Source organism: Vogesella lacus, from assembly GCF_979366295.1.
Genome location: NZ_CEETQT010000008.1, coordinates 44,110 through 56,732 on the forward strand (window position 1 = coordinate 44,110; position 12,623 = coordinate 56,732).

General features: G+C 52.5%; 12 protein-coding genes. 6 read left to right on the forward strand and 6 right to left on the reverse strand.

All coding sequences use genetic code 11. The features are described 5' to 3' along the window. Positions 1–106 precede the first annotated feature (106 nt). The gene (gene phaR / locus ACZ9W6_RS11345) at positions 107–679 is read right to left on the reverse strand and encodes a polyhydroxyalkanoate synthesis repressor PhaR (RefSeq protein ID WP_465191265.1); all 573 of its coding nucleotides are present in this window, start codon (positions 677–679) and stop codon (positions 107–109) included. 230 nt (positions 680–909) lie between these two features. Between phaR and ACZ9W6_RS11350 the strand changes: the two genes are divergently transcribed. Then, complete coding sequence (locus tag ACZ9W6_RS11350; RefSeq protein WP_465191266.1) at positions 910–1,467, forward strand: phasin family protein; 558 nt, start codon at positions 910–912, stop codon at positions 1,465–1,467. A gap of 108 nt (positions 1,468–1,575) precedes the next feature. Beyond that, entirely contained in the window at positions 1,576–2,703 is a 1,128-nt protein-coding gene (locus ACZ9W6_RS11355) for a M14 family metallopeptidase (protein ID WP_465191267.1), read from the forward strand. A 63-nt stretch (positions 2,704–2,766) separates the two neighbouring features. Here ACZ9W6_RS11355 and ACZ9W6_RS11360 read toward each other — a convergent pair whose 3' ends face one another. The 3 genes from ACZ9W6_RS11360 to ygfZ form a co-directional block, all read right to left on the reverse strand. Beyond that, a complete protein-coding gene (locus ACZ9W6_RS11360; protein WP_465191268.1) occupies positions 2,767–4,440 on the reverse strand; it encodes a hypothetical protein in 1,674 nt (557 codons plus the stop codon). Between the two features lie 133 nt (positions 4,441–4,573). After that, positions 4,574–4,903, reverse strand: a complete 330-nt coding sequence (locus tag ACZ9W6_RS11365; protein ID WP_465191269.1) for an H-NS histone family protein — start codon at positions 4,901–4,903, stop codon at positions 4,574–4,576. A 59-nt stretch (positions 4,904–4,962) separates the two neighbouring features. Beyond that, positions 4,963–5,949: a CAF17-like 4Fe-4S cluster assembly/insertion protein YgfZ gene (gene ygfZ / locus ACZ9W6_RS11370; protein ID WP_465191270.1), complete on the reverse strand. Its 987-nt coding sequence runs from the start codon at positions 5,947–5,949 to the stop codon at positions 4,963–4,965. Between the two features lie 61 nt (positions 5,950–6,010). Between ygfZ and ACZ9W6_RS11375 the strand changes: the two genes are divergently transcribed. Further along, entirely contained in the window at positions 6,011–6,844 is an 834-nt protein-coding gene (locus tag ACZ9W6_RS11375) for a DMT family transporter (RefSeq protein ID WP_465191271.1), read from the forward strand. 13 nt (positions 6,845–6,857) lie between these two features. Here ACZ9W6_RS11375 and ACZ9W6_RS11380 read toward each other — a convergent pair whose 3' ends face one another. Both ACZ9W6_RS11380 and ACZ9W6_RS11385 read right to left on the reverse strand, forming a co-directional pair. Beyond that, positions 6,858–7,304 (reverse strand): hypothetical protein, encoded by a 447-nt coding sequence (locus ACZ9W6_RS11380; RefSeq protein ID WP_465191272.1) that lies wholly within the window; start codon positions 7,302–7,304, stop codon positions 6,858–6,860. Between the two features lie 41 nt (positions 7,305–7,345). Then, positions 7,346–8,224, reverse strand: a complete 879-nt coding sequence (locus tag ACZ9W6_RS11385) for a LysR family transcriptional regulator (RefSeq protein ID WP_465191273.1) — start codon at positions 8,222–8,224, stop codon at positions 7,346–7,348. 301 nt (positions 8,225–8,525) lie between these two features. Between ACZ9W6_RS11385 and ACZ9W6_RS11390 the strand changes: the two genes are divergently transcribed. The 3 genes from ACZ9W6_RS11390 to acs all read left to right on the forward strand — a co-directional run bounded on the left by ACZ9W6_RS11390 (position 8,526) and on the right by acs (position 12,561). Then, positions 8,526–8,834: a DUF485 domain-containing protein gene (locus tag ACZ9W6_RS11390; protein WP_465191274.1), complete on the forward strand. Its 309-nt coding sequence runs from the start codon at positions 8,526–8,528 to the stop codon at positions 8,832–8,834. Continuing rightward, positions 8,831–10,510, forward strand: a complete 1,680-nt coding sequence (locus tag ACZ9W6_RS11395; RefSeq protein WP_465191275.1) for a cation acetate symporter — start codon at positions 8,831–8,833, stop codon at positions 10,508–10,510. Before ACZ9W6_RS11390 ends, ACZ9W6_RS11395 begins: the two co-directional genes overlap by 4 nt. A gap of 80 nt (positions 10,511–10,590) precedes the next feature. Further along, a complete protein-coding gene (acs, locus tag ACZ9W6_RS11400) occupies positions 10,591–12,561 on the forward strand; it encodes an acetate--CoA ligase (RefSeq protein WP_465191276.1) in 1,971 nt (656 codons plus the stop codon). The last annotated feature ends 62 nt before the right edge of the window (positions 12,562–12,623 follow it).

The window sequence follows — 12,623 nt, forward strand, 5'->3', positions numbered from 1 at the left end:
GTAAAGAACCATTAAATGCAGAAAGCCGGACGCTGCCCTAGCAACGCCCGGCCCAAATCGACTCGGATTATAGGTAAATCAGCGGCAGAAAAAAACTGCCAAGTCCTTATTTTTTCTCGTCTTGCGGCTTGCCGTCCTGCGCTGGCGGGTAAGCCGGAAAACCGAAACCGCTGAACATGGTGCGCGCCTGCTCCTGCATGCGCTGCTGCATGTCGATGAACATGCTGGTGCTCTGGTCCAGATAGCTGCTCATCATGTTCTGCATGGCTGGCCCCTGAAAGTTCAGGAAATCTCCCCACATCTTGGCATTCACCATCGGGTTGTCGCCATACAGCGTCTTGGCCTGATCCTGCATGCGCGCCTGCAATTGGGTAAACAGCTGCAGGTTTTTCTCGAGGAATGGCCCCATCATGCCCTGCATGGCCTGACCATAGAAACGGATGAACTGGGTCAGCACTTCGTAGCTGAACATCGGCGAGCCGCCGCTCTCCTCTTCCAGAATGATCTGCAGCAATACGCCACGCGTAATGTCATCGTGCGACTTGGCATCGACAACCTGGATATCCACATTATCCAGCACCAGCTGCTTCACATCCCCAAGCGTAATGTAGGAACTGGTCGCCGTATCGTACAAACGGCGATTTGGGTATTTTTTGATTACCCGCTTTTCTGTAGTCATCATCACTCCCGGCATTTTAGTTCTGTTGTGTGCCGCCACATTATCATAAATGCAACACGATAGAGCAAAACTTCTAGCCAGTTCTTTTTGCACTGCAGTAAAATTTCCTCGTCATTGTGCATCGCAGCAAGCAAACGCATTCAGCTGCGTAAAAACAAGCAGTTAACAAACGCCCGCTTGACGTTACACCTGAACCAATCCATCCATCACTAGCAGATGAGGGTAACATCATGATTAATGCAAACGAACAACTGAACAAGCTCGCCCTGAACAACCTGGACATCGTTTTGCGCGCCGCACAACTGTCCATCGACAGCGCCGAGCGTCTGGTCAAACTGAATCTGGAAATCTCCAAGCAGTCGCTGGAAGAAAGCGTGAAGCTGGCTCGCGAACTGCCTGCAGTCAAGACTCCGCAAGAAGCTTTTGCCCAGCTGAACAAGCTGGCGGTACAAGGCATCGAGCAAGCGGTAGCCAATTCCCGCAATGTTTACGAAATCGTGTCCGAAACCCAGACCGAACTGAGCAAGATCACCGAAGGCAACTTCAACGAGTTTCACAAAGCCGTTATCGGCAACATCGACCAGCTGAGCAAGAATGCACCAGCCGGCTCCGAGACTGCCGTTAATGCACTGAAGTCCAGCATTGCCGCCAGCACGGCCGCACTGAGCTCGCTGACCAAGGCTGCCCAACAGGTTGCCGAGTTTGCCGACTCCAGCGTCAAGGCTGCCAACAGCGCCACTGTTGACGCTGTCAAGGCCGCCAGCAAGCGTAGCGCACCAGCTGCCTGATCTGGCTTTCTGTAAAAAACCCGCCAGTCATCACTGGCGGGTTTTCCTTTTTATTGACCGGCAAGCCGCGATACAATAGCGCTTTAGCCTGAGACGGAAGTAAGCAGCATGAAAATCAGCAGCAATTTTGACGCTGGCCACATCGAAGTCGTCGCCATGAACAGCTTTGAGGATATCCAGCTGCGCATCCCCAAAGACAATGCCTCCGATTTTGCACAGTGGTTTTACTTCCGCCTGCAAGGCGCCGCTTACCAGTCCTGCAAACTGCGCTTTCTGAATCTGGCCGAAACTGCCTACCCGAAAAGCTGGGATGGCTATCAGGCGGTTGCTTCCTACGATCGTATCAACTGGTTCCGCGTACCGACCTTTGTGGAGGATGGCGAACTGATCATCGAGCACGTGCCACTGTCCGGCAGCATCTACTACGCCTACTTTGAGCCCTACTCTCACGAGCAACATCTGAATCTGGTCGGCATGGCGCAAAGCTCCGGCCTCTGCCAGGTTTCCGATCTTGGCAGCACAGTGCAGCAACGCGACATCAATCTGCTGACTATCGGCCATGAAGTTGAATCCGACCTGAAAATCTGGATCATCGCCCGCCAGCATCCCGGCGAGACCATGGCCGAGTGGTTTGTCGAAGGCCTGCTGAATCGCCTGCTTGATGCACAAGACCCGACCTCGCGCGCCCTGCTCGACAGAGCAACATTCTATGTTGTGCCCAATATGAACCCGGATGGCTCCATCCTTGGCAATTTGCGCACCAATGCCGCAGGCGCAAACCTCAACCGCGAATGGTTGACGCCATCACTGGAAACCAGTCCCGAAGTATTCCACGTTCGCCAGAAAATGCTGGAAACCGGCGTGGATCTGTTCCTCGACATTCACGGTGACGAAACCATTCCTTATGTCTTCGTGGCCGGCACCGAAGGCGTGCCATCCTACAACGCACACATTGCCGAACTGGAGCACCAGTTCAAGAACAATCTGCAGATTGCCTCCCCTGACTTCCAGGATGAGCATGGCTATGACAAGGATGCCCCTGGCGCAGCCAATCTGAGCATGGCAACCGCGTGGGTCGGCAACCAGTTCAACTGCCTTGCCTACACCCTGGAAATGCCGTTCAAGGATAATGACAACCTGCCGGACGATGACTTTGGCTGGAATGGCCAGCGCAGCCTGCGACTTGGTGAAGCAACTCTGAGTGCCATTTACGCTGTCAGTCACAAACTGCGCTAAATAAAACCAAATAAAAAAGCCCGACAACCGTCGGGCTTTTTTATTTGGTTCTTGCGGCCAACCTCAACTTAAAGAACGAATCAGCTCGATCTCCGCCTGACACCAATCGACCCCCTTGTCGATTACCTTGCCCAAGGCAATCAGAAAACCTTTGTTCTTGGCAAACATCTGCAAATGCTTGCCAGGAGCATAGCTCGACAAAGGAATAATCAAGGTATTGGTTTTAACGCCATTAAGGACAGTAGACACGAAAAGTGCAATCTCACCCTGATTCCACAGCATGGTCTGCGGCAATGTAGGATCAGCATGGCGACCATTTTCCGGACGAATGGAAGCCGCTACCGGCCGCGCCGTCAGCAGTTGCAAGCCAAGGTAAGTCTTGCCACCATCCAGCCTGCGCATACGTCTGACTATGCTCAAACCCCAAGCCAGTTGACCAGCTTCTCTGGTTGCAAGCAGCGTGCCCAGCGTCAACCACTCATCCTGACTGCTCGGTGCGTAAACACCAAAGCCTGTTTCGCTGCGATTATCGATTTCCCAGAGACAGGTATCAACCTGCAAAGCCTGTCTGGTAATGACATCCTGCTGAGGTAGCTTTTCTCTGCGCCGACTGGTAACGAAACCATAAATCCGGATTTCAGCAGCTTCTTCCACATTCGCAGGCGAGTCAGATGGCTTGCCCGACTGCAGGAGTGACTCTTCGTAGTCACGTACCAACTTATGAACACCCGCAAACGTGCGGCCAACCTCTAACTGAAGGTGCACTACCTGTACACGCTCTGCGCGGTCAAAACGGAAAGGCTTGACCGCCCACTCACGAGCAAGAAAACGAAGCAAAGCAACGTCCCCACCGACTGCAAAAAACTGCCTCAGCTGCGGAGGGTTGCTACCACCATCACACACCGCTATCCATACATTCAGCTGATCAATCATGTCCACCGTTGACCAGACACGCACGCCGAGGTGCTGAGGAACACCACGACTCCTTGCCGGCGCAACCGCCTGATGAATGTTGACCATGAAACTGCTCTCCCCATACAAATCCTTGGAAAGCGTCATCCGATTGGAAAGCAGCATGACCAGCTGGTAACCTGCTCGCAACTGTCGAGTCATCAGATTCCCGCTATTGAGCAGGGACATCATCAACAATGACAGATACAGGTCATGAATAGTCGTGACCGGCTCTTCGGGGTAGAGCATCACCGGAACGGCATCAATACCATGCTCTTCCGCGTAACGGAAAAGCTGGTTTACATTCCCCCACATTACTTCATCGAGACTGGCATGCCGGTAGAACTGGAAGATTGCATGCTCAATGAGATAATTCATCATCTTGCCGATGATCAGCGGCAGTTGCGGGCGCAACTTTGGCGCATCATCACCATCCGGATCAAAATTGATAAAGCGCTGCAATGCCGAAATGAATTGCTTGCCGTAAGGCAAGATCTGGCCACGAAGCTGAAACTCCAATCCCCCCTTAGCAGCAAGATACTGCGCACTGAGTTGTTCGTGAGCGGCTCGCCCCAGACGGTCAAGCTCCAGAATTGCCTCAAGTGTCTGCAACTGCGGGTGATCAATCTCGTTATTAAACCCGGCCAGCAAGGTCGTAATACGCTCATGCGCACCAACCCCTGCCTCGCGCACCATACGGGCATGCCAATCAGCAGCTGCTCTCGCATCAGCCAGAGGAGATGCAGGTTGCTTCCCGCCAAAAGAGAACAACTCCAGTTTCACCATAGTCAGCTCAAGAACCGCCCCCAATGCTCACAGCCTAATCATATCATCAGTTTTCAAATACATTGGCAATGAACACTTACCAAAAAAGTAAGGCGCTGCCGAAGCAGCGCCTTACTTTGCAAATCAGATCCGCTTAAACCCGCAATGCATCCAGATCAATACCGGAATCCAGCAAGGCCACAATCCATAGCGGTTTGCGACCACGACCAGTCCAAGTCAAGCTTTCGTCATTTGGATGACGATACTTGACCTCAACGGGCTTACGAGATGCGGCAACAACAACCGGCTTGCCACCCAGAACATCTTCAACGCTGAAGCCGTAAGCTTTCGCAATTTCAAGAATCTGCTTTTTTGCCTTTGCCTTTTCTTCAACTTCACGGCGTTTTACTTCAGCATCAACATCAGTCTTCAACTGCAGCAACTGCGAATAATCCAGATTAGCCAAGTCCATAAATAACTCCATATATAAAATCCTGATTCTGAAACCAAGATAGTCATTTACTTATTACTCGTCAAGCCGTCTTACTCAGACACACCATTATATGGCAGTGGCAACTGGACAAATCCTGCTCGCAATCCTGCCGAATTTATAACGTATGGATCAGCCTCCCAAGCTGCAGTTTGCATAACAAGTAATACCTCCACTCCACTCTTTACCTTGCAAGCCATAAGAATCTTGCCAATCGATTGACCATCAACATTACTGGCGAAAATCTCGTCACCAGCCACTACCGCGACCTCCTTAACCAGTGCACGGAACAGTCTGCGCTTTACCTTACCCAGATACTGGGTACGCGCAACGATTTCCTGCCCTGGATAACAGCCCTTTTTGAAACTGATAGCCCCTCCAAGCAAATCGAAATTTGCCATTTGGGGGACAAATGCCTCAAACGTGGCATCAGTAACCCATGGAATACCTCTATTAATCAAAGCAAGATCCGCCCAGGAACTATTCTTTAGCTCCCCTCCCAACAAAGGAAGTGTTTTACCCCCGCAGTAATCACAACGAAAGCCCAAACCGCCACTCAGGGCAATATCAACATGGCCAGAATCCTGATCAAGGATGGCAAATTCTTCAGCGACATCACCCACATACCAGAACGCCAAGCGAGCACTCTCCAGAGGGGTAATCTTTACCTTGGAGCGCATTACAAACATTGAGAGCCTTTTTACAAAGCGCTCCAGTAAATCTGTTCTGATTACCGCAACAAAGCTGTCACCAGTACGCCATATCAACAGGCTTGCCTGCATGCGCCCCTTGGCATTGGAGTATGTGGAAAGCTGAACATTACTCCCCCCCAAGCCGGCCACATCAGAAGATAGTTGGCCCTGCAGAAAAGCCTGAGCATCATCCCCGGTGATAGACAGTGCAGAAAACTGGGGGGTCAAAGCAAAAGCATTCTTGTCATCATACTCATCTGCATCGCTACCATTAACAAGCACGGTCATTGACTGAAGGTTAAATTCAGCTTGTTTTGCTTGCATGAAGTCACTAATCTCTTGATACATTCAGCAATTCCTTTTTCATAGCCATCTGCACCCCAAATGTCGATGCAATTCAATTTTTATAATGGAAAAGTCAAAAATCTACGCGGTTCTTACCATTTTGCTCTGGTCACTACTCGCTGCACTCGGTGCGTTTACCCAAAAAATTCCAACATTTCAGGTAACGGCTATTGCACTACTGATAGGGAGCTTGGTAAGCATACATAGGCTCAAGGAATGGGCCATTCCACCGACTACACTCCTTGTAGGCATATTTGGCATATTTGGCTATCACTACCTGCTTTTCAGTGCATTCCGAAATGCACCCGCCATGGAAGTGAACCTGCTCAACTATTTATGGCCGCTGCTTATTGTAATCCTCAGCCCATTATTTGGTAATGGCACGCTAAGATTCTCGCACATACTATCTGCAATCCTTGGTCTTTCAGGAGCAGTACTGATTGTTACCAATGGCGCACTTCAGATACCAGATAGCTTCCCATCCGGATACTATCTGGCCATTGCAGCCGCACTGACTTGGGCAGTTTACAGTCTTGCCTGCAAAAAACTGCCACAGTTTCCGGACGCAGCAATCGGCTGCTTTTGTTTTGCGTCAGGTGCCTTATCCCTTGGATTGCATCTGCTCACGGAAGAAACAGTATGGCCCGCACAGAATGAATGGCTTGCTTTGATAGCGATGGGGATTGGCCCGCTAGGACTAGCCTTTTTCTTCTGGAAAAAAGCTATGCAACTAGGGGACCCGAAACAGATCGGTGCCCTAGCCTACCTCGCCCCATTATTGTCGACCGTGATACTTGCACTAAGCGGCCAAGGTACACTTACTACCAACAGTATCCTGGCCGGCATTCTGATTTTATCGGGCGCAATAGGCGGGATGCTGGTGAATGAAAAGAAATGACTCAGACGCCTGCTCAGCGCCCCTGGCAGGCACTACGAGCATCCTTGACTGCCATCAGGGTCGCGTACGAGAAACGCGTCGAGGCAAAGTGACTGATCTGACGCGTCGCCCTTGATGCAATCAGATAGCCGGACATCCCCACGTCGACAGGCACCATACAGGCAGAAAGCGCAACTCCATCAGAAGGGACTTGCTCAATTTGCCTGATGAATCCTTTCTGTTGTGAGCATAACCACTTCTCAATCGCCAGCAGCAGATCAATCTGCGCATCTGCAGAGGCACGTACCAGCGAGAGGCCAGATAGCAGTTTCAGATCTCCCTCCATCCTGCTGTCAGTATCATTCTGAGAGAGTGAAAATGGTGGAAAACAGGATACTTCAAGATATTCCAGCTGCGCCTCATAGATACGGCGCTGACCTGATTGCAGTGCATCAAAACAATTCCAGAAGAGCTCGTTCATCAGCAAATACCATACAAGGATTGATCAGGAATTTGGCTATGCTACTGTTGCCATACCGATAACAATACCTGAAGCAGCGTATTGAGGATAGGATCCTCAGCCCGATCTGCCGGAAACACAAACTGCAGGTCAGCATGCTTCACCACATCAGGCAGCAAATCGACCTCGCCCTTGGCGGCGGCCACAAGCGCATCCTCTTCCCGCATCAAGGCCAGACCAACCCCTGCCTTGACCAACTCAGACGCAGCAAACAGATTGTCGCATTCGGCAACTTTCTTTGGCGCAATGTTCAACTCACGCCATAACTCGGAAACGATTTTGGACAAGCTGGAAAACTGGGAAATGCCCACCCAAGGCAAGCGCCCCAGGTCTTTGCTACTACCTGGTGCCACCCTGGCCATCCAGCCTGGGGGCAAGACAACCCTCAGGGGTAACGAGGTCAGGACGCGAGTATGGACATTGACATACGGATTCTTGCCCAGATAAAAACCCGCATCCAGCTCTTTCTTGCGAACTGCATTGAGGACATCACCGGTCACCCCCTGATGCAAACACACCTCCAGCAAGGGATACAATTCTGCAAGCTTAGCCACCCACGGCCCCACTCTTAATACATCAGGCGTCAAGGCAATGCCTACCTGAACCTTGCCCCCCATCGGACCTTTCAGCGACTTGGCGTGATCCAGCAACTGCCGCGCAGCTGCAAGAATTTCCTGAGCACGAGGAAGCAACTCCTGACCAGCCAAGGTCAGGATTACGCCCCCGGCCGTTCGCTCGAACAATGGCATGCCCACCTCTTCCTCTATAGCCTTGATCTGTGCGGTTACGGCGGGCTGGGATAAATGCAACAACTCTGCGGCTTGGGTCAGATGACCTTGCTGCGCGACCGTTACAAAGGTTCTCAGCTGATAAATTTCCATTCAGATCGATACCTTTCTGCCATCACCATGCAGTGAAAATTGAGTTTTTGCATTGTGTACAAGCACGCCGCCTCCGGCAAGACGCGATATCAATAAATACCAATAAACCATAATTATATGATGCATAAGAAATCCATATGATCACAAGCAACATATTGATGCAAAAGGATTTATCTGCAAAAAAACACGGTTCAAATTATCTGCATCAAAAAAAACGATTAGCCCCCCAGAACACCTCACTCTTAGAGTGCATGACAGCAAATGGCATTTGCCTACGCTATACAAAGGGAGGTTAGAGACAATGAACGACGATGTCCTGCAGAGGGTGCAAAGAAACCCCAAATTCCATGAACTGGTTCAGAAGCGCACCAGCCTGGGCTGGCGACTGAGCTTTGTGATGCTCGCAATCTACTACGGCTTCATCCTGCTGCTGGCCTTCTCGCCGGATACGCTCGGTCAGTCGCTCTCTGGCGGCACTACCACTGTCGGCATCCCTGTCGGCATCGCCATCATTCTCTCCGCATTCGGCCTGACCGGTATCTATGTACACAAGGCCAATACCGAGTTTGACCAGCTGAACCAACAAATCGTGGAAGAGGCCCAGCAATGACCATCAAAATTCAAAGGTTGGCCGCAGCACTGGCCATGACCCTGCCCGCAGCAGCGATGGCAGCTGGTGCGTTTGAAGGCGAAGCCGTAAAGCAAGCCACCAACTGGCATGCAATCATTATGTTCTTCATCTTCGTTGCCTTCACCATGGGCATTACCTACTGGGCATCGCGCCGCACTCGCTCTGCCAGTGACTTTTATACTGCAGGCGGTGGCATCAGCGGCTTCCAGAATGGCCTGGCGATTGCCGGCGACTACATGTCCGCAGCATCCTTCCTGGGTATTTCGGCACTGGTATTCGACAAAGGTTATGACGGCCTGATCTACTCGATCGGCTTCCTCGTTGGCTGGCCTGTCATCCTGTTCCTTGTTGCCGAACGCCTGCGTAACCTTGGCAAATTTACCTTTGCCGACGTTGCATCCTACCGTCTGCAACAGACCCCGGTTCGCACCTTTGCAGCCACCGGCACGCTGGTCGTTGTTGTCCTGTACCTGATTGCACAGATGGTTGGTGCCGGCAAACTGATCCAGTTGCTGTTCGGCATGGACTACTCCAGCGCAGTGGTTCTGGTAGGTGTCCTGATGGTGATGTACGTGACCTTTGGCGGCATGCTGGCCACCACCTGGGTTCAGATCATCAAGGCTATCATCCTGCTGTCGGGCGCGTCCTTCATGGCCTTCATGGTGCTGTCTCATGTCGGTTTCAGCCCAGAGAAAATGTTCCAGGAAGCCGTTGCCATCCACGCCAAAGGCGAAGCCATCATGGCTCCAGGCAAATCCGATCCGATTGATTCGATCTCTCTGGGTCTGGCTCTGATGTTCGGTACCGCCGGCCTGCCACACATTCTGATGCGCTTCTTCACCGTATCTGATGCCAAAGAAGCTCGTAAATCCGTTTTCTATGCAACCGGCTTCATCGGCTACTTCTACATCCTGACCTTCATCATCGGCTTCGGCGCGATCATGCTGCTGCTCAAGGATCCTAGCCTGATGGAAACCGTGACCAAAGGCGGCAAGGAAGTAACCCAGTTGATTGGCGGCAGCAATATGGCTGCGATCCATCTGTCCAAAGCTGTCGGTGGTGACCTGTTCCTCGGCTTTATCTCTGCAGTCGCATTTGCCACCATCCTGGCAGTAGTTGCTGGTCTGGCTCTGTCCGGTGCATCCGCCGTATCTCACGACATCTATGCATCGGTTATCAAGAAGGGCAAAGCCAACGAAGCTAGCGAAATGCGCGTTTCCAAGATCACCACCGTGATTCTGGGCGTACTGGCCATCATCCTGGGTCTGGTATTCGAGAAGCAGAACATTGCCTTCATGGTCGGCCTGGCATTCTCCATCGCCGCCTCGGCCAACTTCCCGGTACTGTTCCTGTCCATGTTCTGGAAAGGTCTGACTACTCGCGGTGCCGTTGTCGGTGGTTCGATTGGCCTGATTTCCGCTGTCGTTCTGATCATTCTTGGCCCAACTGTATGGGTTGACATCCTGAAGCATGAAGCTGCTCTGTTCCCGTACAAGAACCCAGCCATCTTCTCGATCAGCCTGGCCTTCTTCTTCACCTGGTTGATTTCGGTTCTGGACAAGTCCAAAGCTGCCGAAATCGAGAAACAGAAGTTTGATGCTCAGTTCGTTCGCTCCATGACCGGTATCGGTGCTGCAGGTGCTTCGCAACACTAAGCCAAACTAGGGCACAATAGCCGCACCCCATCGGGGTGCGGCTTTCTGCTGCTTGTTGTCATGATTCAGAAGGAAAAGACATGTCCACGCTTGACTCAATCCTGCGCGAAACGCGTAGCTTCCCCCCGGATGACGAGTTTCGCCGCAGAGCGGCGGTATCAGGAGCCGATGCCTACTACACCCTGTGCGAGCAAGCGGATGATCATTACTTGTCGTTCTGGGCAGAGCTGGCAAAAGAGCTGATCAGCTGGCACAAGCCTTTCTCTCGCGTACTGGACGACAGCAAGGCCCCCTTCTTCAAATGGTTCGACGATGGGGAACTAAATGTTTCCTACAACTGCCTTGACCGTCACCTTGCTGTCAACGGCAACAAGATCGCCCTGATTTTCGAAGCTGATGACGGCGAAGTTACCCGTATCACCTACTCCGAACTGCATCGCCGGGTTTGCCAGTTTGCCAACGGCCTGAAGTCACTGGGTATCAGCAAGGGTGATCGCGTCATCATTTACCTGCCTATGGGCATCGAAGCCATTGTCGCCATGCAGGCTTGTGCCCGCATCGGCGCAATTCACTCGGTGGTCTTTGGCGGCTTCTCATCCGGCGCGGTCAGAGACCGCATCATCGATGCCGGCGCCAAAGTCGTCATCACCGCCAATGAAGGACTGCGCGGCGGCAAAGTCATTCCACTGAAGAGCATGGTCGACGAGGCACTGAATAGTGCCAGCTGCAGCTCCGTCATCAATACCATTGTTTACCAGCGCACCAATAATGATGCCAGCCAATGGCATGATCAGCGTGACATCTGGTGGCACAAGCTGATCGCAGATCAGCCCGACCAATGCGAACCGGAATGGATGAATGCCGAAGACCCGCTCTTCATCCTCTACACCTCAGGCTCAACCGGCAAACCCAAAGGCATCCAGCACAGTAGCGCTGGCTATTTGCTGGGTGCGCTGAACAGCTTCCGCTGGGTTTTCGATTACAAGCCCAATGATGTTTTCTGGTGTACTGCCGACGTCGGCTGGGTGACCGGCCATTCCTATGTCTGCTATGGCCCGCTCGGCATGGGAGCCACCCAGCTGATTTATGAAGGCGTACCGACCTATCCGGATGCTGCGCGACTATGGCGCATGATAGACCGCCACAAGGTTTCCATTTTTTATACCGCACCGACTGCCATCCGCACCCTGATCAAGCTCGGGGCCTTCTTGCCGTCTGAGCACGACTTGTCCAGCCTGCGCTTGCTGGGCACCGTCGGTGAGTCCATCAACCCCGAGGCATGGATGTGGTATTACGAGATGGTTGGCCGCAGCCGCTGTCCGATTGTCGACACCTGGTGGCAAACCGAGACCGGCTCCGTGATGATCTCGCCACTACCCGGTGCCATTGCGACCAAGCCAGGCTCGTGCACCCTGCCGCTACCCGGCATCATGGCCGATATCGTTGATGAGTCGGGGGCACCGGTCGAACCTGGCAAGGGCGGTTTTCTGGTTATCAAGAAGCCTTTCCCGTCGCAAGCCAGAACCATCTGGAACGACCCACAGCGCTTCAAATCCACTTACTTTCCCGAAGAGTTCAACGGCAAATACTATCTTTCAGGCGACTCGGCCAATCGCGATGAAAACGGCTATTTCTGGATCATGGGCCGCATCGACGATGTCCTGAATGTCTCCGGCCACCGCCTCGGGACGATGGAGATCGAATCAGCCCTAGTGGCCAACCCGCTGGTCGCCGAAGCTGCCGTTGTCGGCAAGCCGCACGATATCAAGGGCGAGTCCGTTGTTGCCTTCGTGGTGCTCAAAGGAGAAAGACCCCAAGGCGACGAGGCCAAAGCGATTGCCGCCGAACTGAAAAACTGGGTGGCCCACGAGATTGGCAAGCTCGCCATGCCGGACGATATCCGCTTTGGTGAAAATCTGCCCAAAACCCGCTCGGGCAAGATCATGCGTCGCCTCTTGCGGGCAATTGCGCGTGGTGAAGAGATCTCCCAGGATGTTTCCACGCTGGAGAACCCGCAAATCCTTGGCCAGCTGCAGGAAACTTCCAGCTAGAGCCGTACAGATTTGATCTGTCGTCTTGCCAGTAATCGTCTGCTGCCGCAAAATTTTCGTTT